General features: G+C 59.6%; 22 protein-coding genes. 15 read left to right on the top strand and 7 right to left on the bottom strand.

What is annotated here, in order from left to right; all coding sequences use genetic code 11:
* Window positions 1–28: 28 nt before the first annotated feature.
* Entirely contained in the window at window positions 29–2,476 is a 2,448-nt protein-coding gene (locus G5171_RS05225; RefSeq protein ID WP_421259925.1) for an ABC transporter permease, read from the top strand.
* A 117-nt stretch (window positions 2,477–2,593) separates the two neighbouring features.
* Here G5171_RS05225 and G5171_RS05220 read toward each other — a convergent pair whose 3' ends face one another.
* Window positions 2,594–3,499, bottom strand: coding sequence for a TIGR01777 family oxidoreductase (locus G5171_RS05220; protein ID WP_421245162.1), 906 nt, complete (start codon window positions 3,497–3,499; stop codon window positions 2,594–2,596).
* A gap of 246 nt (window positions 3,500–3,745) precedes the next feature.
* Between G5171_RS05220 and G5171_RS05215 the strand changes: the two genes are divergently transcribed.
* The gene (locus tag G5171_RS05215) at window positions 3,746–5,275 is read left to right on the top strand and encodes an EAL domain-containing protein (RefSeq protein WP_216978150.1); all 1,530 of its coding nucleotides are present in this window, start codon (window positions 3,746–3,748) and stop codon (window positions 5,273–5,275) included.
* Between the two features lie 73 nt (window positions 5,276–5,348).
* Here G5171_RS05215 and G5171_RS05210 read toward each other — a convergent pair whose 3' ends face one another.
* The gene (locus tag G5171_RS05210) at window positions 5,349–6,530 is read right to left on the bottom strand and encodes a PLP-dependent aminotransferase family protein (protein ID WP_376902379.1); all 1,182 of its coding nucleotides are present in this window, start codon (window positions 6,528–6,530) and stop codon (window positions 5,349–5,351) included.
* A 201-nt stretch (window positions 6,531–6,731) separates the two neighbouring features.
* The gene (locus G5171_RS05205) at window positions 6,732–7,799 is read right to left on the bottom strand and encodes a M28 family metallopeptidase (RefSeq protein WP_421259924.1); all 1,068 of its coding nucleotides are present in this window, start codon (window positions 7,797–7,799) and stop codon (window positions 6,732–6,734) included.
* Window positions 7,800–8,073: 274 nt separating this feature from the next.
* On the opposite strand from G5171_RS05205, the gene trmB reads away from it, so the two are divergent.
* From trmB to G5171_RS05175, 6 genes are all read left to right on the top strand, one after another.
* Window positions 8,074–8,787: a tRNA (guanosine(46)-N7)-methyltransferase TrmB gene (gene trmB, locus G5171_RS05200; protein ID WP_421259923.1), complete on the top strand. Its 714-nt coding sequence runs from the start codon at window positions 8,074–8,076 to the stop codon at window positions 8,785–8,787.
* A gap of 48 nt (window positions 8,788–8,835) precedes the next feature.
* Window positions 8,836–9,168 (top strand): YggL family protein, encoded by a 333-nt coding sequence (locus tag G5171_RS05195; RefSeq protein WP_005348158.1) that lies wholly within the window; start codon window positions 8,836–8,838, stop codon window positions 9,166–9,168.
* Between the two features lie 122 nt (window positions 9,169–9,290).
* Window positions 9,291–10,211, top strand: a complete 921-nt coding sequence (gene glsB / locus G5171_RS05190) for a glutaminase B (RefSeq protein WP_421259922.1) — start codon at window positions 9,291–9,293, stop codon at window positions 10,209–10,211.
* 29 nt (window positions 10,212–10,240) lie between these two features.
* Window positions 10,241–11,536 carry a sulfurtransferase gene (locus tag G5171_RS05185; RefSeq protein ID WP_421259921.1) on the top strand — a complete coding sequence of 432 codons (1,296 nt, stop codon included), beginning with the start codon at window positions 10,241–10,243 and terminating at the stop codon, window positions 11,534–11,536.
* 203 nt (window positions 11,537–11,739) lie between these two features.
* Window positions 11,740–11,949, top strand: a complete 210-nt coding sequence (locus G5171_RS05180; RefSeq protein WP_069526451.1) for a YgdI/YgdR family lipoprotein — start codon at window positions 11,740–11,742, stop codon at window positions 11,947–11,949.
* 167 nt (window positions 11,950–12,116) lie between these two features.
* Window positions 12,117–12,518 carry a DUF2541 family protein gene (locus G5171_RS05175; protein ID WP_005335217.1) on the top strand — a complete coding sequence of 134 codons (402 nt, stop codon included), beginning with the start codon at window positions 12,117–12,119 and terminating at the stop codon, window positions 12,516–12,518.
* 82 nt (window positions 12,519–12,600) lie between these two features.
* Here the strand turns inward: G5171_RS05175 and mog are convergent, their stop codons facing one another.
* Complete coding sequence (gene mog, locus G5171_RS05170) at window positions 12,601–13,131, bottom strand: molybdopterin adenylyltransferase (RefSeq protein ID WP_005348144.1); 531 nt, start codon at window positions 13,129–13,131, stop codon at window positions 12,601–12,603.
* 393 nt (window positions 13,132–13,524) lie between these two features.
* Between mog and G5171_RS05165 the strand changes: the two genes are divergently transcribed.
* The 7 genes from G5171_RS05165 (at window position 13,525) to proX (ending at window position 19,764) form a co-directional block, all read left to right on the top strand.
* Window positions 13,525–13,860 carry a DUF3135 domain-containing protein gene (locus tag G5171_RS05165; protein ID WP_005348142.1) on the top strand — a complete coding sequence of 112 codons (336 nt, stop codon included), beginning with the start codon at window positions 13,525–13,527 and terminating at the stop codon, window positions 13,858–13,860.
* A gap of 235 nt (window positions 13,861–14,095) precedes the next feature.
* The gene (locus G5171_RS05160; RefSeq protein ID WP_005348133.1) at window positions 14,096–14,893 is read left to right on the top strand and encodes a threonine/serine exporter family protein; all 798 of its coding nucleotides are present in this window, start codon (window positions 14,096–14,098) and stop codon (window positions 14,891–14,893) included.
* Entirely contained in the window at window positions 14,890–15,357 is a 468-nt protein-coding gene (locus G5171_RS05155; RefSeq protein ID WP_026035076.1) for a threonine/serine exporter family protein, read from the top strand. Before G5171_RS05160 ends, G5171_RS05155 begins: the two co-directional genes overlap by 4 nt.
* 18 nt (window positions 15,358–15,375) lie before the next feature.
* Window positions 15,376–15,867, top strand: coding sequence for a type 3 dihydrofolate reductase (folA, locus tag G5171_RS05150; protein WP_337072472.1), 492 nt, complete (start codon window positions 15,376–15,378; stop codon window positions 15,865–15,867).
* 554 nt (window positions 15,868–16,421) lie between these two features.
* Window positions 16,422–17,618, top strand: coding sequence for a glycine betaine/L-proline ABC transporter ATP-binding protein ProV (proV, locus tag G5171_RS05145; protein ID WP_421250690.1), 1,197 nt, complete (start codon window positions 16,422–16,424; stop codon window positions 17,616–17,618).
* Complete coding sequence (gene proW, locus G5171_RS05140) at window positions 17,615–18,766, top strand: glycine betaine/L-proline ABC transporter permease ProW (RefSeq protein WP_421259920.1); 1,152 nt, start codon at window positions 17,615–17,617, stop codon at window positions 18,764–18,766. Before proV ends, proW begins: the two co-directional genes overlap by 4 nt.
* Window positions 18,763–19,764 (top strand): glycine betaine/L-proline ABC transporter substrate-binding protein ProX, encoded by a 1,002-nt coding sequence (proX, locus tag G5171_RS05135; RefSeq protein ID WP_323942193.1) that lies wholly within the window; start codon window positions 18,763–18,765, stop codon window positions 19,762–19,764. The genes proW and proX overlap by 4 nt, the downstream gene beginning before the upstream one ends.
* A 95-nt stretch (window positions 19,765–19,859) precedes the next feature.
* Here the strand turns inward: proX and G5171_RS05130 are convergent, their stop codons facing one another.
* Genes G5171_RS05130 through G5171_RS05120 form a run of 3 tightly spaced genes read right to left on the bottom strand, consistent with a single transcriptional unit; the run spans window position 19,860 to window position 24,149 of the window.
* The gene (locus G5171_RS05130) at window positions 19,860–20,642 is read right to left on the bottom strand and encodes a phosphoadenylyl-sulfate reductase (RefSeq protein WP_421259919.1); all 783 of its coding nucleotides are present in this window, start codon (window positions 20,640–20,642) and stop codon (window positions 19,860–19,862) included.
* Window positions 20,632–22,356 carry an assimilatory sulfite reductase (NADPH) hemoprotein subunit gene (gene cysI / locus G5171_RS05125; protein ID WP_421259918.1) on the bottom strand — a complete coding sequence of 575 codons (1,725 nt, stop codon included), beginning with the start codon at window positions 22,354–22,356 and terminating at the stop codon, window positions 20,632–20,634. The genes G5171_RS05130 and cysI overlap by 11 nt, the downstream gene beginning before the upstream one ends.
* Window positions 22,356–24,149, bottom strand: a complete 1,794-nt coding sequence (locus tag G5171_RS05120; RefSeq protein WP_421250686.1) for an assimilatory sulfite reductase (NADPH) flavoprotein subunit — start codon at window positions 24,147–24,149, stop codon at window positions 22,356–22,358. Before G5171_RS05120 ends, cysI begins: the two co-directional genes overlap by 1 nt.
* Window positions 24,150–24,342: the final 193 nt, after the last annotated feature.

The following is a 24,342-nucleotide window of genomic DNA, read 5'->3' as shown; positions in this document are numbered from 1 at the left end:
GCTGCGGATCAGGCGGGAGATACAAGGGATGATGCAGTGGCGATTGGGATGGCGGCTGCTGCGCCGGGAAGGGTTCAGTGGCGAGCTACGCTGGTTTGTGCTGGCGCTGGCCCTGAGCGTGGCGTGCGTCTTGAGTGTGGCGCTGGTCGCGGATCGGCTCGATGCCGGGCTCAAGGCGTCGGGCCGCGACTTTATCGGGGCGGATCGGGTGTTGCGCACTGCCGCCGCCCTGCCGGATGGCTGGCTGACTCGGGCGAAACAGGATGGTCTGATGGTGCAGACCACCGTCAGCTTCAACAGCATGCTGTTTCACGGTGATGTGTTGCAGCTCGCCTCCATTCGGGCGGTGCCCGACGGTTTCCCCTTTTACGGCAAGCTGGAGCTGGAACCGGCCCGAGCCCCGGCCCCCGGCGAGATCTGGCTCTCCGCCCGGGTAATGCAGCTGCTTAAGGCCAAAACGGGGGATGAGCTGGAGGTGGGCAATACGGTGCTCAAGGTGGCAGGCCTGCTTGGTGAGGAGCCGGGTCAGGGCTTCAGCCCCTTCCTGCTGGCGCCGCGGGCGCTGATCCACAGTGCCGATATCGAGGCGACCGGTGCCCTGCTACCCGGCAGCCGCCAGCAGTGGCGCTATCTGTTCAAGGGGCCGCGGGAATCGCTGGCCCGTTACGAGCAATGGTTGTTGCCACAATTGCAGGCCGGACAGAAGTGGATCAAACCGGATGACAGCGAATCCCAAGTGGGCCGCTCGCTGGCCAATGCCGAGCGTTTCTTCCGGCTTGCTTCCCTAAGCGGGGTATTGCTGGGGGCGTTGGCGATGGGGATCGCGGTGCGCCACTTTGCCGAGCGCCAGACCAATATGGTGGCGCTGCTCAAAACCCTGGGGGCATCCCGTCGCTCGCTCTGGCAACTGATGGGAACCCTGCTGCTGTCGTTGACGCTGATCGGCGCGTTGCTGGGTCTGGTCGCGGGTACGGCCATGCAGTGGATCACCTTGCAACTGCTGGGGGACCTGCTGCCGCCGGATCTGCCGCCTCCCTCTTGGCGCCCCTTTGCACTGGGAGTAGCGGTGGCGCTCTTTATCACCCTGCTGCTCGCTTTTGTGCCCTTCTTGCGGCTGCTGAAAGTGCCGCCGCTGCGGGTATTGCGTCGGGAGCTGGAGGCGGGCATTCCCCCCTGGCTGGCCCTGCCGGTCGGGTTGCTCGGGCTGTTTGCGCTGGTTTGGGGCTTTACCGCCGATGTGCGGCTGGCGCTGGGTCTGGTGGGTGGCATGGGCTTGCTGATGGGGCTGCTGGCCCTGCTGGCGGCGCTGATGTTGCGGCTGGGAGCAAACGTGAACGGGCCTCATGCCTTGCGGTTGGCGCTGGCCCACCTGTCGCGCGAGCGCAGCAGCGGCCTGTTCCAGCTGGCGGGCTTTGCGCTGGCATTGATGCTGTTTGGCTTGCTCTGGGCGGCAAGGGTCGATCTGCTGGATGAGTTTTCGGCTCGTCTTCCCGTCGATGCACCCAACCGTTTTCTGGTCAATGTGGCCGAGAATGAGCGGGAGGGGATCCTGAGCGAGCTGGCGGCAGCCGGGGCCACCACCTCCGACTTCTACCCCATGGTGCGTGGCAGGCTGACCCATATCGCCGGTGAGGCGGTGGGCGAGGGGGCCAGCAGTGGCCGCGAGGGGGTCGATCGGGAGCTCAACTTCACTACCACCGCCACCCTGCCAATCGACAACAAGCTAGTGGCCGGGAAATGGCTCGCCGGGCCCGGCGAGGTGTCGGTGGATAGCGAGTTGGCCAAGCGACTCGATATCAAGCTGGGGGACATGCTCGCCTTTACCATCGAGGGTCGCAGTTTCGGCGCCAGGGTTACCAGTCTGCGCAGCATCAAGTGGGACAATATGCGCCCCAACTTCTACATGATCTTCTCCGGGGATCTGCTGGCACCCTTCTCCCGCACCTGGCTTGGCAGCTACCGGTTGCCCGAGGCTGGGCGTACTGCCGAGGTGGAGCTTATTCGCCGCCACCCCACGGTGAGCCTTATCGATGTGGATGACCTGATTGCGCGGCTTACGCAGGTATCTGAGCAGGTGAGCCGGGCACTGGCGTTGATGCTGGGGCTGGTGACGGTGGCGGCTCTGCTGGTGCTGCTGACCCAGACACAGGCCAGCATGGCTCAGCGTCGGCGCGAGCTGTTGCTGATGCGCACTCTGGGTGCCAGCAGCGATCTGCTCAGGAAGATGCTGCGCTGGGAGCTGGTGGCCAGTGGTGCGCTGGCGGGGCTCTGTGCCGCCATGGTGGTGGAGCTCTGCTCCTTTGGCCTGCAGTGGTGGTGGTTCGAGGGGCAGTGGCAGTTCCACTGGGCCATCTGGCTTGGTCTGCCGACGCTGGGGGCGCTGCTGGTGACGCTGGCGGGGCAGGGAATGCAGCGCCAGCTGCTGGCTGGCACCCTGAGCGATCGGCTGCGGGGTCTGGGTCAGGGATTGTTGTAATCCCGCCAGCGTGAGCCGATGCACACAAGGTGCAAACAATAAGCAAGCAGCCCGGCCATTGGTCGGGCTGCTTGCTATGCGAGGTATTGATGAACAGGATCAGAGAGCTGGCATCGGTTAACGGGGCTCGCGCAGCAGATTGGCGAGGGCACTAGGCAGTTCGGGATAGCTGAAGTGAAAACCGGCCTGTTGCAGCCGGGCTGGTAGCACTTTTTGCCCGGTCAGCAGCAGGTCTGCCGCTTCGCCCATGGCCAGTCGCAACAGGGGGGCGGGAACGAAGAAGAGGTGCGGTCGGTGCAGGGTAGCGGCCAGCGTCTCGCTGAACTCCCGATTGCTGACCGGATGGGGCGCCGTTCCGTTGAAGATGCCGCCGCACTCTTCGTGCTCCAGCAAGAACAGCATGGCGCGTACCAGATCCTGCACATGGATCCAGCTCATTATCTGTTTGCCCGAGCCCATGGGGCCGCCGAGGCCGAGTCGGTAGGGGGGGAGCATTTTGGGTAGCGCGCCTCCCTCCATGCCGAGTACCAGTCCGATTCGTACGATACAGACTCGGGTCTGGCTGCTCTGGGCCTCCTGCGCCAGGGTTTCCCATTGCTGGCAGAGCTGGTGGGTAAACTCGTCGTGGGGAGAGCTGCACTGCTCGTCGAGGGTTTCGGTACCCTGTTTGCCATACCAGCCGATGGCGGAGGCGTTGATCAGCACCTTGGGCGGTGTGCTGGAGAGTTTGATGAGATCCACCAGCTGCTCGGTCAGCAGCCAGCGGCTATCGCAGAGCAGTTGTTTGCGCGACTCGCTCCAGCGCCCGGCGGCAATGGGTTCACCCGCCAGATTGATCACGGCGTCCACGTCATTGAGGTCATCGAGTCGGTCTAGGTTATCCAATACCTTGATATCGTGACCCAGCAGGGAGTATGCGCGGCTCCCCTGCCTGCTCAATACCACGACCTCGTGATTGACCTTGAGATGGGCAACCAGCTTGCGGCCGATAAAGCCTGTTCCGCCGGTAATCAGAATTTTCATGCTGCACACTCCTGCTCCCTTTTGCTCTACTCTAATTGGCTGATTCTGGATCAACAAGCAGGGTCGCAGAGTATGTGATGAGCAACTCAACTGTGTTAACCGTGCCGCTGATTTGCCGCCAGGTGTGGAATAATAGCGTTAACTGATTGATTTCTGTCGGGTGGTTATTTTGCTCCATCGAAGTCATTGCGATCCTTGTCGCCTTCCATCCGGGCTGTCCCCCGACTTGCACAATAAAGAGGCCGCATGCCATTTCGTCGATTGAAACTTCGTCAGCTCTACAAGCGGCTTCTGGTGTCGCTGTTGATTGGGGTGGGGATCCTGCTGCTGGGGGGGGCTGCCATCATCTGGCAAACTGTTTCGGAGATAGAGCGGGATGCGGAGTCTCGTTTGCAGCGGGCTATGGAGATGTTCGACAGGACCTTCAATCATGCTCGGCAAGCAGCCATCAATTTGGAGGGGATGCTGGGTCACCCCTGCCAGGAGGCGGCACAGCGGTTGCGCGAGCAGGTGACTACGGTACCCGATGTGCGTTCCGCCAATCTGGCTATTGGTAGCCACATCTACTGCACCTCGCTCTATGGTGACTACGATGGTCTCTTCAATCCGGACATCTATGTGGAAGGCAGGCTACAACTGCTACCGGGTAATGAGGTCACACCGGATCGTCCGTTGATCGTGCTGCGTCACCAGACAGACAAGGGGAGTGTATTGATCGTGGTAGATGGGTACTACCTGCGCAATACCCTGGATATCTCCAGCAAGAATTCACGGATTGCCCTGGTGGTGGGAAATACGGCGCTGTTTGGTTCGGGCCAGATGGGGCCCGCCCCTTCTGCTACGGAAGAGGGGTATCTATCCTATCGGTCAGCCAGTTTCCCTTACCAGGTAGCCACTCAGGTCACTAACCATGATTATCTGATCCACGCTTGGCGCCACTCCGCAGGCAGTATCGTGCTCTATCCTCTGCTGGCCTTGCTGGTCGGGATCGGTTCCTTCAGGCTGATGGGGCGTAGCCGCTCACCATCAGAGGAGCTCAAGCGGGCGTTGATCGAGGAGGAGTTTATCCCCTACCTGCAGCCGGTGGTTTCCGGTGAGGATGAGCGATGGCATGGCTGTGAGGTGCTGATGCGCTGGCAACATCCCAAGCAGGGGATGATCTCGCCGGATCGCTTTATTCCGCTGGCGGAAGATAGCGGGTTGATCGTGCCCATGACCAGCCTGCTGATGACTCAGGTGCGCGACTATTTCTCCCCTGATGCCCGCAAGTTGCCAGCCGGATTTCATTTCGGTTTCAACATTTGTGCCAGTCACTGCAAGGATTTGAGCTTGGTGACCGACTGCAGGGATTTTATCAACGCCTTCAAGGATAACCCCGTCAAGTTGGTGCTGGAGCTGACCGAACGGGAGCTGATTGTTGCGGACGAGACGACCGACAAGCTGTTTGCTGAATTGCGTCAGTTGGGAGTCATGATCGCCATCGATGACTTTGGTACCGGCCACTCCAGCCTGACTTATCTGCAGCAGTTCCAGGTAGATGCGCTCAAGATCGATCAGAGCTTTGTCGGAATGATCGGGTCTGATGCCCTTTCCAGCCATATCGTCGAGAATGTGATCGATCTTGCAACCCGGCTGGGTTTGAAGCTGGTTGCGGAAGGGGTGGAGACTGAGGTGCAGTCGGACTACCTGCGGACTCGCCATGTTGATTATTTGCAAGGGTATCTCTATGGCCGTCCCATCCCGATGAAGCAGTTTTGCAAGACCCTGTTTGGCTGATGGGTTGCGTTGAGGACATAAAAAAACCAGCGATGCTCGCTGGTTTTTTGTTGATACGGTTTGGCTTGGGCGATCAGAGCATGCGCTGGAGGGCGCGGGCCAAGCGTTTGACCCCCTCCTCGATGGTCGCTTCATCGACGCAGGAGAAGCTCAGACGCAAGGTGTTCTTGATCTCTGGGCGCACGTAGAAGGGGGCGCCGGGTACGAAGGCCACCTTCTCCTTGATCGCCTCGTCAAACAGCGCCATGGCACTGATGTGGTCAGGCAGGGTCAGCCAGAGGAACATGCCCCCTTCGGGTCTGGTGTAGCTGACGCCGGGCGGGCAGTGACGGGCAAGCGCGGCTTCCATGGCGGCACGCTGGCGACCATAGACCTCCTTGATCTTCTCCAGATGGGCATCCAGTGAATTGTCGGTCAGGAAGCGGTGCAGCACCTGCTGGCTGAAGGCGTTGCTGTGCAGGTCGGTGGCCTGTTTGGCGATAGTCACCTTCTTGCGCAGCCACTCCGGCACCAGCATCCAGCCCAGACGGAAGGCGGGCACCACGGTTTTCGAGAAGGAGCCGAGCAGCACGGTATTGTTTGGCGCCAGCTTGGCAATCGGGGGCAGATGTTCCCCTTCGAAACGCAGCTCGCCGTAGGGGTCATCTTCCACCATCAACAGCTCGTGGTTGACCAGTCGTTCGGCTAGCGCCTCGCGATTGGCACGGCTGTAGGAGACGCCGCTCGGGTTCTGGAAATTGGGCACGCCGTAGAGCAGCTTGGCATTTGAGCCGTTTGCCAGCAACGCATCCAGCGCCGCCAGATCCAGTCCAGCTTCGCCGAGGGTAATTGGCTTGAAGGTGGGTTGGTAGACAGAGAAGGCCTGGATGGCGCCAAGGTAACCCGGCTCTTCAATAATGAGATCCTGTCCCTCGTCGATCAGTACCTTGCCCAGCAGATCCAGCGCCTGCTGGGAGCCGCTGGTAATGAGGATGTTGTCCGGATTGACCTGCATGCCGTGGCGGGCCAGATAGCGGTCGGCAATATACTGGCGCAGTGGAGCGAAGCCCTCTGTCGCCGCATATTGCAGGGCGGCAGCCCCTTGCTCGCGCAGTACATCCTGACAGGCCTGATCGATCGCCTTGACCGGAAACAGATGGGGGTTGGGCAGGCCACCGGCGAAGGAGATGATCTCCGGATTGGCGGCAACTTTGAGGATTTCACGGATAAAGGAAGGTTCGACTTTCTCGAAGCGCTGGGCAAAAAACGGCTGCATAGACAATTCTCTCGGCATGTGGGCGGTCGCTCCATTCGACCGCCAGGTTATCCGTTTGTATCAGATTTCAGAAATGAGGCAATGATTGTCACAAAAATCGCCCAAAAAGGGCAGGTTTGGCACCTGCCCGAATTTTACCTGTCTGTGTGGCGACAATGCATTGAGTTGGGGCGATCTTGTTTTGTTGAAAAGCAACTGACCTTACAAACCCGGTTCCTTGAGGAAGCGGATCATCAGGTCGGTGTTGGCGCCAAGTTGGCTTTCTACTCTGCCTGGGAATAGTTCCGCCATCTTGTCGAGGCGGTCATACTGGGTGTGCCAGATTTTTCCCCACTGGGTTTCGCTGTCACGATCGCAGGCGCTCTTGGTGGCATCGTCGTAGCAATCCCATAGTGCGGGATTGGTACTTTGGGAGTAGCCGTCGTAGCCATCTGCACCGTTGATGGTGAAGTTGGTCGCTTCAACGTAGGCGATCGGCACCCCCAGGCAGGCAAAGGGGGCGTGATCTGACCAGCTGCCGGTCTCCCCTTCCGGATAACCGCTGTAGCTGGGATGAATGGCAAATGGGGTCGCTGTTTGTTTGGAGAGGGTGAGGAGGCGATCCCGCACCTTGGGATCGAAGCTGTAGCGGCTCGGATCGGCGCAGTTGTATTCGGCGACGTCCGAGTGGGCTGAGTGGACGTAGACGATGTCGCCCCCGGCGATGGTGTCGTAGTTCACCATCGCCAGCAGCTTGGCGACGGCGGTGCTGTCGAGGCTGGCGGCATAGGCTTTGGAACCGTTGAGACCGTTCTCCTCCGCGCCGAAGAATGCAAAGCGAACCGTGTAGGGCAAGGTTTGTCCTTTAAGCTCCTCCGCCACTGCCAGCAGGGCCGCGACGCCAGCGCCGTTGTCGGTGGCCCCTTCAGAGCCTTTCTTGTCACCTGTGCTGTCGTAGTGGGCGCCGATCAGGATCACCTTGTCACTCTTACCCTTGAGCTCTGCGATCAGGTTTTGGGAGTTTTTACTGGCGCCATTTTTGGTGTAGGTGAAGGGCTGGCGTTGCACATCGTAGCCCCAACCGGTCAGATGGTCCTGGATCCAGGCCGCGGCACGAGTTTCTGCCTCTGTCCCCGTGGGGCGTGCGCCAATCCCTTCTGCGGTTGAACTCAACTGCACCAGATACTCATAGGCTTGCTCGGCGGCGGCAGGAGCTTGCGAGTCATTTGTGGATGTGTTGCACCCCGTAAGCAAAGCGGTGATGGCAAACGCCAATGCTGTGTATTTCATACTGCAATCCTTTGTTGTGTATGGTTTTATTTGCGCAGGCAGCATGCACTCGACGCGTGACCGATTCTGTGAACGGGTCGGCATTTGTCAACCGTTATAGATGAATTGGTGAGAGATGAGGGATTTGTTTCGTGAAACACTTGCGCCTTGGGCCTATCTTGGGATAATTCGCTCCCCTGTTTTCGCGGGTCGATGAAATGCCGAGCCGCGAGCGGTCCCGCTCGGGATCGGACACAAGATGTATTACCCGGATTGATGAAATAACGAGACCATTATGCCTGTGACCCAAGATGTATTTAACGAAGACGGCAAGTTCATGCGCAAGATCCGCAGCTTTGTCCGTCGCGAAGGCCGCCTGACCAAAGGGCAGGAGAAGGCCCTGGAAGAGCTCTGGCCGGTCATGGGCATCGATTTCGAGCCAAAGCAGCTCGATCTGGTCGCGCTGTTTGGCCGTGAAGCACCTGTGGTGCTGGAGATCGGCTTTGGCATGGGTGCCTCTCTGGTGGCGATGGCGAAGAATGCCCCCGAGAAGAACTTCATCGGCATTGAAGTGCACTCCCCGGGCGTGGGCGCCTGTCTGGGTACCGCTCAGGAAGCGGGGGTCACCAATCTGAAGGTGATCTGCCACGATGCGGTCGAGGTGCTGGAGCACATGATCCCGAACGGTTCACTCTCCTGCCTGCAGCTCTTCTTCCCGGATCCCTGGCACAAGAGCCGTCACCACAAGCGCCGCATCGTACAGCCTGCGTTTGCGCAGGATATTCGCCAGAAGCTGGCCATCGGTGGCGTGTTCCACATGGCGACCGACTGGGAAAACTATGCCGAGCACATGTTGGAAGTGATGAGCGCCGCCGAGGGTTACGAGAACACCTCTGCCACCGGCAACTGGGTGCCTCGTCCGGACTGGCGCCCGCTGACCAAATTCGAGCAACGTGGCCATCGTCTGGGGCACGGGGTTTGGGATCTGATTTTCAAGCGTGTCAGCTAAGCTGGCACGTCAACACACCTAGCGTATCAACTAACTTGAGGAGCTATCATGGCCAATCGTAGCCGCCGCCTGCGCAAGAAACTGCGCGTCGATGAATTCCAGGAAATGGGTTTCGACATCAGTTTCAACTTCCCGGTCGGCACTGCCGAAGAGACCATCGATGCGGTAGTCGATGCGATGATCGATGAGGTTGTTGAACCCCGTAAACTGGCTTTTGCCGGCTCCGGTCACCTGGCCTGGGAAGGGATGATCTGCACCCAGCAACTGGGCAAGTGTACCGAAGAAGACCGCGCTGCCGTCAAATCCTGGCTGGAAGGCAAGGGGATGGAAGCCGTGGTCGTTACCGAGCTGTTCGACCTCTGGTACGGTGAACCGGCCTGATACAAGGCTGCCGCATCTGGCGCCTTGTTGTGGGTAACTGAAAAATCCCGCCGCTGGCGGGATTTTTGTCAGTGGGGATGGGATCTCCACCGCTGTTTTAGTCATGGAATCGCTTATTGCTTATGGTGTTGTCATCCGAATTACTGGCCAGCATCCTTGAAGAGGTGCGCCCGTTGCTGGGACAAGGCAAGGTGGCCGACTACATTCCGGCACTGGCTCAGGTACCGGCCGATCGGCTGGGTATCGCAGTCTGTACCGTCGAGGGGGAGCTGTTCACCGCCGGTGACGCTTTTGAACCCTTCTCCATCCAGAGTATCTCCAAGGCCCTGAGCCTGACCCTGGCACTCACCCTCTATCAGGAGGAGGAGATCTGGGCCCGTGTCGGCAAGGAGCCCTCCGGCCAGCCCTTCAACTCGCTGGTTCAGCTCGAGTTCGAGCAGGGGATCCCCCGAAACCCCTTTATCAATGCCGGGGCGCTGGTGGTGAGCGATCTGCTGGAGACCCGCCTCACTGCGCCCCGTCAGCGTACCCTCGAGCTGGTGCGCCGCCTTTCCGGTAACCCAGCCATCATGGCGGATCAGGTGGTCGCTCGCTCCGAATATCAGCACTCTGCCCGCAACGCCGCCATCGCCTATCTGATGAAGGCCTATGGCAACTTCGAAAACGAAGTGGACAAGGTGCTGCAAAGCTACTTCAATGCCTGTGCCATTCGCATGAGCTGCGTCGATCTGGCGCGGGCATTCATCTATCTGGCCAACCGTGGTGTGCCACTGGGTGAGAGCGTGCCGCTGCTGCCCGCCCGTACCACCAAGCAGGTCAACGCCCTGCTCGCGACCTGCGGCCTCTATGACGAGGCGGGCGATTTTGCCTACCGGGTTGGCATGCCGGGCAAGTCCGGGGTCGGCGGTGGTATCGTGGCCCTGATCCCGGGCGAGCTCTGCGTCTGTGTCTGGTCGCCCGAGCTTAACAAAGCGGGCAATTCGCTGGCAGGGACGGCAGCGCTGGAGTTATTGGCCGAGCGTCTGGGCCGCTCCATTTTTTAACCTTGTTCACTATGAATCGAGAAATCACCATGAAACGACATCTTCGCTTCCTGCAGGCCGCGCTGGCGACCTTACTGCTCTGGTGTGCCCTGCCCGCCGTGGCAGGGGAGTTGCCACCGCTCTCGCTGGCCGATGCCAAGGCCAAACAGGCTGTCATCCTGGATACCCGCGCCAGCTACTTCTATCAGGGGTGGCCGATGGAAGGGGAGAAGCAGGGCGGCCATGTGGCGGGCGCCGAGAACCTCTCTGCCGAGTGGAAGTACAGCGATGAAGAGTGGCCAAAGGCGCTCGAGATCAAGGGGCTGAAGGCCGATCGTCCGGTTGCCCTCTACGGTGCGCCCCGCGAAGTGGCCGAGGTGGCCCGTCTGCTGCGCAAGCAGGGGATCAAGCAGCTGTTCGAGCTGCAAGGGTGGCAAGCCGCACCGCGCGAGTCGTTGGCTCGCTGGCAGCAGCTGGTCTATCCGCGCTGGTTGGCGGATCTGCAAGAGGGCAAGCCGGTTGCCGCGGCGCCCAAGGGTGACTGGAAGCTGTTTGAAGTGGATTGGGGTTCACCCAAGGCCTACCTCATCAGCCACATCCCGGGGGCCGGTTATATCGATACCAACAGCCTCGAAGAGGAGCCGCTGTGGAACAAGGTCTCTGACGAAGCGCTCAAGAAGCTGTTGCTGGACAACGGCATCCGTCACGACACCACCGTTATCCTCTATGGTCGCAACACCATGGCGGCTGCCCGTGCCGCGCACCTGATGATGTATGCGGGGGTGAAAGATGTACGCCTGCTGGACGGTGGTCTGGATGCCTGGTTTATCCAGCACCTGCGTACCGAAACCGGTCTGCCCAACAAATATGAGCCGGTGAAGGAGTTTGGCGTGGCCATTCCCGCTCACCCCGAGTACTACACCACGCTAAGTCAGGCGAAAGAGCTGCTAAAGCAGCCCGATAGCGCACTGGTCAGCGTGCGTACCTGGGACGAGTTTGTCGGCAACACCTCAGGTTACAGCTACATCAAGCCGAAGGGTGATATCCCGGGGGCCAAGTGGGGTCATGGTGGCGTCGATGCCAACAGCATGAGCGACTTCCACAACCCGGACGGCACCATGAAGCCAGCCCGCGAGATCCTCGCCATGTGGGAGCAGTGGAATATCGAGCCAACCCAGCAGGCGGCGTTCTACTGCGGTACCGGCTGGCGCGCCTCCGAGGCCTTCTTCTACGCCTGGCTGATGGACTGGAAGCAGATCAGCGTCTACGACGGCGGTTGGTACGAGTGGAGTTCCGATCCCAAGAACCCGACCGTGACCGGTGAGCGTCAGCCTGCCAAGTCATGATTGCGTTCTTGCGCTTGAAAGAAGAGGCCGGACAGAGATGTCCGGCTTTTTTCATTGCGCTCGCCACCCGGCCAGATAACTAGGCTAAGTCGCTGATTATTGACGGCGATCCCGCTTTGCTCATCGCACCATCCCGTGCCGTGCGATTGAACTAGGCTTCAAGAAACATCCTCGTGGTGAGGATGATCGCAGAAGAGGCCGCAATGAAAAAACTGATGATGATCCTGGTGTGCGCCCTGGGGCTGATGGCATGCAGCTCCCAATACATCATGAGCACCAAGGATGGCAAGATGATCACCACAGAGAGCAAACCCAAGCTGGACGAGAGCACCGGCATGTATCGCTATTACGATCATGAAGGGCGCGAGGTGATGATCAAGAAAGATGACGTTACCCAAATCATGGAGCGCTAAGCGCTCTCTTGCCGCAAGGGCCGCTATCTGCGGCTCTTCTCTTTTTGCCGAAAAGTCACGCTGTTTTCTCTGTCGATCCCCGCACATTCGCAGCAAATTCAGCTGTGATACAGCTTCCGTTATGGTTTAACCCTTATCATCAGACTCCATTTTTTATTGGAGGTGTTATGTCCTTGATGTCTATCTGGAATTCCCGTTTTTCTGCACGCAGCTTGCTGGGTGGTGCCTTGCTGGTGGTGGCGTCAGCCAGCCATGCCGGTGACGATCAGTTCACGCTGGGGCGGACTATTTTGCTGGGAGCCGGTGATCATGGTGCGACAATTCCTTTGGTGGTTTGCCGTCAGACCAAATATATCAAGGTGAAGGCGGAGCGTGATTTGACCCTGGATCGGGTGGTGGTGACCTATGGTGGTGATCGTACCAAGACCATTCGTTTCGATCGGGAAATGAGCAGTGATAAAGAGACCGAGTGGAAATCACTGGGTTCGCGCCGTTGTGTGAAAAAAATCGAAGTGTACGGTAATTCAGAGCGCAGCAAAGCGGGCGTAAAAGTATTTGGCCGCAAATAAGTGATGCGGTTTTTCTGCGCAGACAGATGAGTTAAAAATAATGGCGAGCCGTGGCTCGCCATTATTTTTATGGTTGGGTTCGCTATTTTTTCGGCCGAAACGGCTTGATGACGGTTTCATCGCACTCAAGATACGGCCCTTCCATCAAATCGATGCAGTAGGGGATGGCGGGGAATACTGCATCCAGACATTCGCGGATTGATTTGGGCTTGCCCGGCAGATTGACGATCAGGGTGTCGTCGCGCAGTCCGGCTGTCTGGCGCGACAGAATGGCGGTCGGCACAAACTTTAGGGATTCGGCCCGCATCAGCTCGCCAAAGCCCGGCATCATGCGATCACATACCGCTTCGGTCGCTTCCGGCGTGACATCCCGCTTGGCCGGGCCGGTGCCGCCTGTGGTGACGATGAGGCAACACTGCTCCTCATCCGCCAGCCGGATCAGGGTCGCTTCAATCTGCTCCTGCTCATCGGGGATCACCTGATAGACAGGTTCCCACTCCGAGGTCAGATAGGCGTTCAGGGTGTCGATGATGGCCTTGCCGGAGAGGTCTTCATAGATGCCCGCGCTGGCGCGATCGCTGACGGTGACGATACCGATTTTTGCCTTGCTCATGGTCTGCTCTTGAATGTCCGATAAAAGTGGCAATTAAAATAACATAATCAGTGAGATATGTTAAACCGTCAGGAGATGACGCGGGTCGGTGAGGGAAGAATAAAGTGTCGAATGAAGCAAAATAAGGCCACCCGGATTTTTATTTGCAATAAAAAACAGAAAATCACAACCTAAAATGTATAAGTGTTTTATCTCGCCTGAATTAAAAACAATCGCTTGTTTCCAAACACAATTAAAATAGATAGACACCCTCGTAATGACCATTGTCCGGTTTGGTCGCCAGTGGATGGATTGAACCCTTTTTAGCCGCGTCGTATATACAGATTTATATGGCTGGGACGTGATGGTGTGGTACCGCAGTGTGTTGCCAGCAATAGTCGCCAAGGAGGGCATATGGAGTTGCCTGATTTTGACACCCTGAAGGAGTTGGCTGCGAGTGAGCCCTCCCGGCTGGATGCGATTCTGGAGCAGCAGATCGACCAGTTGATGGCCCGAGCGAGCCCCGATCAGCAGCGCCGTCTGCGCGGGTTGCAGTTCAAGATTGATGGTCAGCGCCGTCTGGCGAAAAACAATCTTGATAGCTGTATCCGGATTACCAACATGATGCGGGAATCTTTTTATTTGATGCGCAGCGAAATGAGCCAGTTCAGAGAAGAGGGGGACCCTCCGCCTGAAAGCGATGGCAGTGGTAAAATAATCCGTCTGGCGGACTATCGACGTCGTAAATAATCTGCAATAACCCCCTTGAATGATATTTCAGCCAAATCGGTGAGGCCATAATAAAGGGGATTCCTGGCGACCTGATTGTTATGGTTTTTAATGTTAGTCGTAATGTATTTGTGATGTAATTTCTTTTCTCCTTCTTGTAATAACTAATTAGTCAGGTTGTGATAGGGGTGGATGAATAACAGTAAAAGTTAGGCTAATATGGCCGAAATTTTTATTGCTACGACTCGAAGGGATTATGAGAAGTATCACACCAAGACGGGTGTTGTCGCGGGAGCAACAGACAGAGATCACCCGCATTATCGTCAAGGTGGGTCAGATGTTGGCCCAGTTCGGGGCGGAGAGCCGGATCATCGAGCAGACCACGGTGCGGCTGGGGATGGCGCTGGGGCTGGAGAGTGTCGAAATGGCCATCTCTTCCAGTGCCATCGTGCTCACCAGTCTCTATCAGGGGGGCTGTGTTACCACTACCCGGCGGGTGCGTGAACATGGCATCAACATGCAGGTGGTGTGCGAGATCCAGCGGATCTGCATCATGGCGGAGAAAGAGCTGATCGGTGCCCGTGAAGTGCGCCAGCGCCTCGAGGCCATCGTCCCCTTTCACTATCACCCCTGGCTGGTGGTGCCCATGGTGGGGCTCTCCTGTGGTGCCTTTAGCCTGCTGTTTGGCGGTGACTGGCCCATCTTCCTGGTGACCTGTTTCTCGTCTGCCGTGGCAATGCGGGTGCGCCAGCTGATGGCCCGCCATCACCATAGCCCGCTCATCAACTTTGCCGCCACCGGCTTTATTGCCACCTTGCTCTCCTCCAGCGCCACCTTTTTTAACTGGGGTGACCAGCCCTATCTCGCCATGGCGGCCAGCGTGCTGCTGCTGGTGCCGGGCTTTCCGCTGATCAATGCCGTCTCAGACATGGTGAAGGGCTACTTCAACATGGGGCTGGCCCGCTGGGGGACAGCGACCCTGCTGACCATCAGCGCCGCCATAGGTATCATTTTGGCCATGTCGGTCACGGGGATCTGGGGGTGGAAAGTATGATGGATTTGCTCTGGCTACTGGCCAAGGATGCCTTCTGGTCCTCCATCCCGGCGGTGGGGTTTGCCATGCTGTTCAACGTGCCGCCACGGATGCTGAAGTATTGCGCCATGGGCGGCGCGCTGGCCCACAGCTTGCGTACCCTGCTGATCCACTATGGCATGCCCATTGAGTGGGCGACGCTGGCGGCGGCGACCACGGTCGGCTTTGTCTGCGTCTACTGGTCTCGCCGTCTGCTGGCGCCGCGTCCGGTGTTCAGCGTTGCCTCGATTATTCCGATGATCCCGGGCAGTTATGCGTTCAAAACCATGATTGCGGTGGTAGAGCTCAACATCAACGGCGTGACCATGGAGTTAATCCAGAGTGCGGTGGAGAACGGCCTCAAGGCGCTCTTTATCGTCGGTGCCCTCAGTTTCGGTTTGGCGATCCCCTCTCTGGTCGTGTACCGTAACCGCCCCATAATCTGACAGACGGTGAGAGGCCCAATGAAGATTTCCATGATTGCCGCCATGGCCCACGACAGGGTGATCGGCAAGGACAACCAGATGCCCTGGCATCTGCCTGCCGATCTGGCTCACTTCAAGCGTGTCACCCTCGGTAAACCGGTATTGATGGGGCGCAAAACCTTCGAATCCATTGGTCGGCCGCTGCCCGGACGGCGCAATCTGGTGATCAGCCGCAATCCCGGTTATCAGGCCGAGGGCATTGAGGTGGTGGGCTCCGTCGAGGCGGCGCTAGCGCTGTTGGCAGGCAGCTCGGTGGAGGAGTTGATGGTGATTGGTGGCGGTCATCTCTATGCCGAGATGTTGCCGAGCGCGGATTGCCTCTATCTGACGCAAATCGATCTGGCGGTGGAGGGGGATACCCGCTTCCCTGCTTTTGACGATGGTCAGTGGCAACGCGTTGATTGTGAGAGCCACCCTGCCGATGAAAAGAACCCGCACCCCTACCGATTCGAGACCTGGCAGCGCCGCTGAATCATGGCATGTGCTAACCGATAGCCACGAAAAAGCCCCTTGTGTTGCACAAGGGGCTTTTTTCGCACGGGCTATTTGCCAGAAGTTCCGTGCCAGCAGGCCGATAGTCCAGAGGTGGCTGCGGCGATCTCATCGTGGCGGGTGAATACTCCTTTAGCCTCCCTCCTCAGCTCCTTTTCTTGTCCCCCAATCTGTCCTCATTGCGACCAATAAATAGTTAGATATGTAATCATTTGGTCGTTGTCGATTATCTGGATGGCGCGTTACACAGTTACCGTCATTAACCTGCATTTTATTGCGCTTTTTTGATTGTTTTTGAATGACTTTTCCCAGTACATCTTCGTTTTATATGGAAAATTTTATGGATAAAGCCATGCTTTGTTCGGTTTTTATTGATAAAAATAACTTTTTAAAATCAATGGTTTATTTTGTGGTTTGCTTTTGGGGACTCCATTGGTTCTTTTGTTTTGGTTGTTAATTGCTTAGTGTAAAAAACAATTGGTTCGCGTTCGGCAGGTTAATCACCAAGATGTCGACCATGAAAAAAGGACAGTATGACAGTCAAACTCGAGGTTAAATCACTCTACAAAATCTTCGGCGATCAGCCGGAAAAAGCATTCAAATTGCTGGCGAAAGGGCATGACCGCGCCAGCATCCTGCAAAAAACCGGGCAGACCCTGGGGGTCCAGGATGTCAATCTGGCCATCGACGAAGGGGAGATCTTCGTGGTGATGGGCCTCTCCGGCTCGGGCAAATCCACCCTGGTGCGTCTCTTCAACCGGCTGATCGAGCCGACCCGCGGCCAGGTGCTGATCGATGGCGAGGACATCGCCGCCATCTCCGACAGCGAGCTGCGTCAGGTACGGCGCAAGAAGATCAGCATGGTATTCCAGTCCTTCGCCCTGATGCCGCACCTGAGCGTGCTGGAAAACACCGCCTTTGGGCTGGAGCTGGCCGGTGTGCCGCTGGCGGAGCGCCAGCAGAGCGCCTGTCAGGCGCTCCATCAGGTGGGGCTGGGTCAGTGGATCGATGCCTTCCCCGATGCGCTCTCCGGCGGCATGAAGCAGCGGGTCGGGCTGGCCCGTGCCCTTGCCAACGACCCCGACATCCTGCTGATGGACGAGGCTTTTTCGGCGCTGGATCCGCTGATCCGCACCGAGATGCAGGATGAGCTGCTCAAGTTACAGGCCAGCCAGCAGCGTACCATCGTCTTCATCTCTCACGATCTGGACGAGGCGATGCGCATCGGCGATCGCATCGCCATCATGCAGGACGGCCAGCTGGTGCAGGTCGGTACCCCGGACGAGATCCTCAACCAGCCCGCCAATGACTATGTGCGCGCCTTCTTTCGCGGGGTGGATCTGGCCAACGTGTTCAGCGCCCGCGACGTGGCCAGCCGCAAGCAGATGCCGCTCATCAAGAAGCACACCACCGACGGGCCGGGCAACGCCCTGCGCCAGCTCAAGGAGCAGGAGCGGGAGTTCGGTTACGTGGTGGATCGCCGGCGTCGCTTCATCGGGGTCGTCTCGGTGGAGTCGCTCGGTCAGGCGGTCAGGGCCAAAGGCAGCCTGGAGCAGGCGCTGCTGGCGGACATCCAGCCCATTCTGGCGGACACCGCCCTCAACGAACTGATCAGCCAGGTGGCAGCCGCCCCCTGTCAGGTGCCCGTGGTCGAGGAGGATGGCACTTACCTGGGCCTCATCTCCAAGGCCAACCTGCTGAACACCCTGGACAGGAGTACCCCGGCATGAAGCGGATGAATCCCCAATTTTTACTGAGCGGGCTGCTGGCCCTGGTGCTGCTGGCGAGCCCCTCCCTGCGTGCTGATGAGGCGGCAGCCGACCCCTGGGGGGCCAGTGCAGCTGCCACCGAGGTTGCCGATCCCTGGGGCAGTACCGACACTGAGGCTACCGATTGGCAGAACCAGATCGAGTCGGTCGATACCGCTGCCGCCGTCGACTGGCTGGATCCCTTCCAGCAGGCGCTGGTGCCGCTGGATAGCTGGGTCGAGGGTGGCATCGGCTGGCTGGTCGACAACCTGCGTCCCGTGTTTCAGCTGATCCGCGCGCCGGTGGAGCTGGCGCTGGGCGGCATGACCCATCTGCTGCAGACGGTACCTTCCACCCTGATGATCGGCCTGCTGACTCTGATCGCCTGGCAACTGGTGAACGGTCGCATGGCGCTGGGAACCCTGTTCTCGCTAGTGGTGGTGGGGCTGATCGGCGCCTGGTCAGATGCCATGGTGACCCTGTCGCTGGTGCTGACCTCGCTGTTCTTCTGCGTGCTGATCGGGCTGCCGGTCGGCATCCTGCTGGCGAGGAGCGAGCGGCTGTCGCGCTGGACCCGGCCGCTGCTGGATGCGATGCAGACCACTCCGGCCTTCGTCTACCTCATCCCCATCGTCATGCTGTTCGGTATCGGCAACGTGCCCGGGGTGGTGGTGACCGTCATCTTCGCGCTGCCGCCGATGATCCGGCTCACCATGCTGGGCATTCGTCAGGTGCCCGCCGATCTGGTGGAGGCGGCCCACTCGTTCGGCGCTAGCCCCTCCCAGCTGCTGTTCAAGGTACAGCTGCCGCTCGCCATGCCCACCATCATGGCCGGGGTCAACCAGACCCTGATGCTGGCGCTCTCCATGGTGGTGATCGCCTCCATGATTGCGGTGGGGGGCCTCGGCCAGATGGTGCTGCGCGGCATCGGCCGGCTCGACATGGGGCTCGCCTCCATCGGCGGCCTCGGCATCGTATTGCTGGCCATCGTGCTCGACCGCCTGACCCAGGCGATGGGACAGCCGGATCGCAGTCGTACCGGCCGCTGGTATCAGCGCGGCCCCGCCGCCCTGCTGCTGCGCCTGCTCGGCCGCGACAAGTCTATCGATTACAAAGGAGTAAATGCATGAGGCTCATTACCAAGACGCTGACCCTGGGTTCCCTGCTGTTGAGCTCCCAACTGCTCGGCCCGCTCGCCATGGCCAGCACCGAGCTGCCGGGGGAGGGCGTGCGCGTTCAGCCCCTGCAGAGCTCCTTGCCGGAGGAGAGCTTTCAGACTCTGCTGGTCAGCAAGCTGATGGCGCGCCTCGGCTATGACGTCCAGCCGGCCCAGGAGGTGGATTACAACGTGGCCTACGCCTCGGTGGCGCAGGGGGATGGCACCTTCCTCGCCTTCAACTGGATACCGCTGCAAAACAACAAGTATGAGCAGGCTGGCGGCGACAAGGTGTTCTTCCGTGAGGGCACCTATGTGGCCGGGGCCGCCCAGGGCTATCTCATCGACAAGCAGACCGCGACTCGCTACGGCATCACCAATCTGGGTCAGCTCAAGGATCCCAAGCTGGCGGCGCTGTTTGACGGCGATGGCGACGGCAAGGCCGACCTGGTGGGTTGCAATCCGGGCTGGGGCTGCGAAGAGGCGATCAACCGTCATCTGGCCGGGTTTGGCCTGACCCCGACCGTCACTCACAAGCAGGGCAACTACGCGGCGCTGATCGCCGATACCCGTGCTCGTTACCAGGCCGGCAAGCCGGTGCTCTACTACACCTGGACCCCCTACTGGCTCAGCAGCGAGCTGGTGCCAGGCAAGGACGTGGTGTGGCTGGAGGTGCCCGCCGATGGCCCTGATGCGGCCAAGACCCGGCTGCCGAACGGCAAGAACTATGGCTTCCCGGTCAACACCATGCACATCGTCGCCAACAAGCAGTTCGCCGAGGCCAACCCGGCAGCCGCCAGGCTGTTCTCCATCGTCAAGCTGCCGCTTAATGACATCAACGTGCAGAACGGCCTGATGAACAAGGGGCAGAACAAGCCGGCGGACGTGGAGCGTCACGCCGACGCCTGGCTCAAGGGCCACGAGGCGCTGGTGAACGACTGGCTGACCCAGGCACGCGCCGTCGCCAAGTAATGAGGGGCGGTAGCTCGCTCTTTGCGCAAATAAAAACGCCCGGCAGTTGCTTGCCGGGCGTTTTTTATGGAGGCCGTGCGGGTGGACCCTCTGGCTCAGATGCCGGAGCCGTCGTTCTCGCCGTTCTCCTCGTGCAGGCCGCATTCGCGCTTGAGGCCGAAGAAGCGGGTCTGCTCCTCGCTCATGCCCGGCTCCCACTTGGCGGTGGTGTGGACATCGCCCACCGAGAGGTAGCCCTGCTCCCACAGCGGATGGTAGGGCAGGTCGAACTCCTTGAAGTAGTAGAAGACATCCTTGTTGCTCCAGTCGATCACCGGCAGGAACTTGAAGCGGCCGCGCTGGATGCCGAGCACCGGCAGCTTGCCACGGCTGCCGGACTGCTCCCGGCGCAGGCCGGAGAACCAGGTCTGGGCCCCCAGCTCACGCAGGGCGCGGTCCATCGGCTCCACCTTGTTGAGCTGGTTGTAGCGGGTGATCCCCTCTACCCCCTGCTCCCACAGGAGGCCAAAGCGCGCCTCCTGCCAGGCCGGGCTGAGCTCGGCCCGATAGATCTTCAGGTTGAGCGCGAGGCGCTCGGTCAGCTCGTCGATGAAACGGTAGGTCTCCGGGAACAGATAACCGGTATCGGTCAGCACTACCGGCACGTCGGCCCGCTCGTGGCTTACCAGATGGAGCATCAGCGCCGCCTGAATGCCGAAGCTGGATGAGAGCACATGCTCCCCCGGCAGATTTGCCAGAGCCCAGCGCACCCGCTCGGGGGCACTCATGGTATCCAGCTCCCGGTTGAGGGGGGCGAGTGCCTCGACTTGCTCCTCACGGCCGAGGGCCAGCAGTGCCTGCAGGTCAAGGCGGCCATCTTCAGTGACATTAAGCGGCATAGAAGTCCCTCGCAGAATCGATAACGGGCGCAATTACCCCAACCCGGATCACGAAGTCGCCGAAGCACTCACCCTGATTGCGCTCGGTGGCCCAGCGGCCGATCAACGCGTCCAGTTCGGCCAGGATCTGCGGCTCGGTGATGTTCTCGAGGTGCAGGCGCGGAATGCGGGTGCCTTCCAGGTTGCCACCCAGATGGAGGTTGTAGCGGCCGGGCGCCTTGCCCACCAGACCCACTTCCGCCAGCATGGCGCGGCCGCAGCCGTTGGGGCAACCGGTGACCCGGAAGATGATGGCGTCATCCGCCAGCCCATGTTTGGTCAGCAGCCCTTCGATGTCGGTGACAAACGCCGGCAGCATGCGCTCGGCCTCGGCCATCGCCAGCGGGCAGGTGGGCAGGGCCACACAAGCCATGGACTGCTTGCGCTGCTCGCTCACGCCGTCATCCAGCAGGCCGTATTGGCGTGCCAGCACTTCGATGCGGGCCTTCTCGCCGGCAGGGACGCCCGCGATGATCAGGTTTTGGTTGGCGGTCAGGCGAAAATCCCCCTGATGCACCTTGGCGATCTCCAGCATGCCGGTCTTGAGGGGCTTGCCCGGGAAGTCCAGCAGGCGGCCATTCTCGATAAACAGGGTGAGGTGATGCTTGCCGTCGATCCCCTCGACCCAACCGAAGCGATCGCCACGGCTGGTGAACTCATAGGGGCGAACCGGCCCGAACTGGATGCCGGCGCGGCTCTCCACCTCGGCCTTGAAGGCTTCGACGCCGACCCGCTCTAGGGTGTACTTGGTCTTGGCGTTCTTGCGGTTTACCCGGTTACCCCAGTCGCGCTGGGTGCTGACCACAGCGGCCGCCACCTCCAGCACGTGAGAGAGCGGAATAAAGCCAAAGTCGCTCGCCTTGCGCGGGTAGGTGCTGGTGTCGCCGTGGGTCATGGCGAGGCCACCGCCCACCAGCACGTTGAAGCCCACCAGCTTGCCATGCTCGGCGATCGCCACGAAGTTGAGATCGTTGGCGTGGATATCCACGTCGTTGTGGGGCGGGATCACCACAGTGGTCTTGAATTTGCGCGGCAGGTAGTTGGAACCCAGGATCGGCTCTTCGTCACCCCCCAGCTTCTCGCCGTCCAGCCAGATCTCCACGTAGGCGCGTGTCTTTGGCAGCAGATGTTCGGAGATCTTCTTGGCCCACTCGTAGGCCTCCTGATGCAGTTCGGACTCCACCGGGTTGCTGGTGCAGAGCACGTTGCGGTTCACGTCGCCGGCGGTGGCGATGGAATCGATGCCGGTGCTGTTGAGGGTCTGGTGCATCAGCTTGATGTCGCGCTTCAATACCCCGTGGAACTGGAAGGTCTGTCGGGTGGTAAGGCGGATGCTGCCGTAGAGGCTGTGCTCTTCGGCGAACTTGTCGATGATCTGCCACTGGGCCGGGGTGATGATCCCACCCGGCAGGCGGGCACGCAGCATGACGTTGTGCAGCGGCTCCAGCTTCTGGGCGGCGCGCTCCGGGCGGATGTCGCGGTCATCCTGCTGGTACATGCCGTGAAAGCGGATCAGCTGGAAGTTGTCGCCGTTGAAGCCGCCGGTGAGCGGGTCCTGCAGATCTTGCTCTATGGTGCCGCGCAGAAAGTTGCTCTCGCGCTTGAGGCGCTCGTTGTCGGCCAGCGGCCCTTCGACCGGTCCCGCTTTTGGGTGAGAAAGAGGTTGTTTGCTCATCAATAGACATCCCTTTGATAACGTTTGGCACGACGCAATTCGCTCAAATACTCTTCTGCTTCCTCACGGCTCTTGTGACCGTGTTCGGCAATTACATCCAGCAGGGTCTCCTGTACATCCTTGGCCATCTTGTTGGCGTCGCCACACACATAGAAGTGAGCGCCTGCTTCCAGCCACTGGTAGAGCTCAAGCCCTGCCTCGCGCAGACGGTCCTGCACATAGATCTTGTTGGCCTGATCCCGGCTGAAGGCCAGGGAGATCTGCGACAGCAACCCCGATTTCACATAACGCTGCCACTCCACCTGATAGAGGAAATCCTGGGTAAAGTGGGGGTTGCCGAAGAAGAGCCAGTTCTTGCCTTCCGCGCCCTGAGCTTCCCGCTCCTGCATAAAGGCGCGGAACGGGGCGATGCCGGTGCCCGGGCCCACCATGATGACGGGTGTGTCGGGATTGGCGGGCAGGCGGAAGTTGTCGTTGTGCTCGATGAATACCCGCACCTCGCCATCCTCAATCAGCCGATCCGCCAGATAGGAGGAGGCGGCGCCAGAGCGCACTGTGCCATCTTCCTGCGGGTAGCGCACCACGCCGACGGTCAGGTGCACCTCCTCTTCGACTTCGCTCTGTGCGGAGGCGATTGAGTAGAGGCGCGGGGTGAGGGGTCGCAGCAGGCCAACCAGCTGCTCGGCCGTGAGCGCGGTCGGGAAGCGTTTCAGCACATCCACCACCTGAGCGGAGGCGACCAGTGTATTTACCTGGGCCTTGTCACCGGCCAAGTCTTTCAGCGCCGCGTTGTCCGATATATCAGCGAGCCCTGTGATAAAGCCGCCGTGCAGCCGGGTCAGTTCGAAGTGACCGGTCAGGGCGGCGCGCAAGGTGCCGTGGGCCGTGGCTTCATCGCCAGAGAGGCCGGTCAGGGCCAGCACTTCCCCCACCAGGTCGGCGTCGTTGTCGAACCAGACGCCGAGGGCATCACCCGGTTGATAGGTGATGCCGGAGTCGGCCAGATTGATCTCGATATGGCGGATATCCTTGGTGGAATCCCGGCCGGTGATCTTCTGATTGACCGACAGGCGGGCAGGGAAGGGGTTCTCCTTGCTGTACTGGCTGTGGCCAACCGCCTGCTGCACCGCGCTGGCTACGCTGCTGCTGGCCGCTCCGGTAGAGAGGGTCGCGGCAATGGCGTTGAGTGCCTGTTCGCCCCACGCCTTGGCGGCATCCTGATAATCCACATCGAGGCTGGCGAGTTCATAAATGCGCTCGGCCCCTGCGCTGGCGAGGAAGTTGTCAAAATCTTTGCCGGTCTGGCAGAAAAATTCGTAGGAGCTGTCACCCAGCCCCAGCACCGCGAACTTGAGGCCGTCCAGCTTGCCGATCTTGCCTTTTTTAAGCTGCTCGAACAGATCGACGGCGCTCTCCGGCGGTTCACCCTCCCCGTAAGTGCTCACTACCACCAGCAGATGGCTCTCTTTTTTGAGCTGCTTGGGTTTGTAGTCGGCCATCGACGCGAGGGTGGCCGGTAGACCACGGGCTTCGGCCTGCGCCTTGATGGCAGTAGCGACACCTTTGGCGTTGCCGGTCTGGGAGCCGTAGAGAATAGTTAGGCTCCCGCTGGGAGCCACGACTTCTGCGCCTGCGGTCGCAACGGGCTGGATGCCCACCTGGGAGAGGCCGTAGAGATATCCGCTCACCCAGGCCAGTTGCTGGGTATTGAGGGTCGAGAGTACCTGACCCAGCTGACGTTGCTGCTCGTCAGAGAGGGGGGAGAGGTTGAATGGGGAATCCTTCAATTGCATCACACGCGTCTTCCATGGTCTGATTTTTGGCCAGATTAAAGGGCGTGTTGGCTAACAACAAAGAATAAAAATATCTTCTTTATTCCATTATTGAATTTTGAAAGTGATTTTGCGGTAAAGGAGATAGAAAAACGCCCCGCTGTTGCGGGGCGTTTTTATTGGCTATCACGCTCGGGATTGACCCAAGAGATTT

Origin of the sequence: Aeromonas sp. 600774 (assembly GCF_049175075.1) — a bacterium.
Lineage (GTDB): Bacteria > Pseudomonadota > Gammaproteobacteria > Enterobacterales > Aeromonadaceae > Aeromonas > Aeromonas veronii_A.
The sequence above is the reverse complement of the archived record's forward strand: the minus strand, read 5'-3'. Positions and strand labels throughout refer to the sequence as shown.

What these genes read in the sequence shown, in the direction of transcription:
- G5171_RS05225 (WP_421259925.1), top strand. Translation starts at nt 29, where the DNA reads ATGATGCAGTGGCGATTGGGATGGCGGCTGCTGCGCCGGGAAGGGTTC.
- G5171_RS05220 (WP_421245162.1), bottom strand. Translation starts at nt 3,499, where the DNA reads ATGAAAATTCTGATTACCGGCGGAACAGGCTTTATCGGCCGCAAGCTG.
- G5171_RS05215 (WP_216978150.1), top strand. Translation starts at nt 3,746, where the DNA reads ATGCCATTTCGTCGATTGAAACTTCGTCAGCTCTACAAGCGGCTTCTG.
- G5171_RS05210 (WP_376902379.1), bottom strand. Translation starts at nt 6,530, where the DNA reads ATGCAGCCGTTTTTTGCCCAGCGCTTCGAGAAAGTCGAACCTTCCTTT.
- G5171_RS05205 (WP_421259924.1), bottom strand. Translation starts at nt 7,799, where the DNA reads ATGAAATACACAGCATTGGCGTTTGCCATCACCGCTTTGCTTACGGGG.
- trmB (WP_421259923.1), top strand. Translation starts at nt 8,074, where the DNA reads ATGCCTGTGACCCAAGATGTATTTAACGAAGACGGCAAGTTCATGCGC.
- G5171_RS05195 (WP_005348158.1), top strand. Translation starts at nt 8,836, where the DNA reads ATGGCCAATCGTAGCCGCCGCCTGCGCAAGAAACTGCGCGTCGATGAA.
- glsB (WP_421259922.1), top strand. Translation starts at nt 9,291, where the DNA reads ATGGTGTTGTCATCCGAATTACTGGCCAGCATCCTTGAAGAGGTGCGC.
- G5171_RS05185 (WP_421259921.1), top strand. Translation starts at nt 10,241, where the DNA reads ATGAAACGACATCTTCGCTTCCTGCAGGCCGCGCTGGCGACCTTACTG.
- G5171_RS05180 (WP_069526451.1), top strand. Translation starts at nt 11,740, where the DNA reads ATGAAAAAACTGATGATGATCCTGGTGTGCGCCCTGGGGCTGATGGCA.
- G5171_RS05175 (WP_005335217.1), top strand. Translation starts at nt 12,117, where the DNA reads ATGTCCTTGATGTCTATCTGGAATTCCCGTTTTTCTGCACGCAGCTTG.
- mog (WP_005348144.1), bottom strand. Translation starts at nt 13,131, where the DNA reads ATGAGCAAGGCAAAAATCGGTATCGTCACCGTCAGCGATCGCGCCAGC.
- G5171_RS05165 (WP_005348142.1), top strand. Translation starts at nt 13,525, where the DNA reads ATGGAGTTGCCTGATTTTGACACCCTGAAGGAGTTGGCTGCGAGTGAG.
- G5171_RS05160 (WP_005348133.1), top strand. Translation starts at nt 14,096, where the DNA reads ATGAGAAGTATCACACCAAGACGGGTGTTGTCGCGGGAGCAACAGACA.
- G5171_RS05155 (WP_026035076.1), top strand. Translation starts at nt 14,890, where the DNA reads ATGATGGATTTGCTCTGGCTACTGGCCAAGGATGCCTTCTGGTCCTCC.
- folA (WP_337072472.1), top strand. Translation starts at nt 15,376, where the DNA reads ATGAAGATTTCCATGATTGCCGCCATGGCCCACGACAGGGTGATCGGC.
- proV (WP_421250690.1), top strand. Translation starts at nt 16,422, where the DNA reads ATGACAGTCAAACTCGAGGTTAAATCACTCTACAAAATCTTCGGCGAT.
- proW (WP_421259920.1), top strand. Translation starts at nt 17,615, where the DNA reads ATGAAGCGGATGAATCCCCAATTTTTACTGAGCGGGCTGCTGGCCCTG.
- proX (WP_323942193.1), top strand. Translation starts at nt 18,763, where the DNA reads ATGAGGCTCATTACCAAGACGCTGACCCTGGGTTCCCTGCTGTTGAGC.
- G5171_RS05130 (WP_421259919.1), bottom strand. Translation starts at nt 20,642, where the DNA reads ATGCCGCTTAATGTCACTGAAGATGGCCGCCTTGACCTGCAGGCACTG.
- cysI (WP_421259918.1), bottom strand. Translation starts at nt 22,356, where the DNA reads ATGAGCAAACAACCTCTTTCTCACCCAAAAGCGGGACCGGTCGAAGGG.
- G5171_RS05120 (WP_421250686.1), bottom strand. Translation starts at nt 24,149, where the DNA reads ATGCAATTGAAGGATTCCCCATTCAACCTCTCCCCCCTCTCTGACGAG.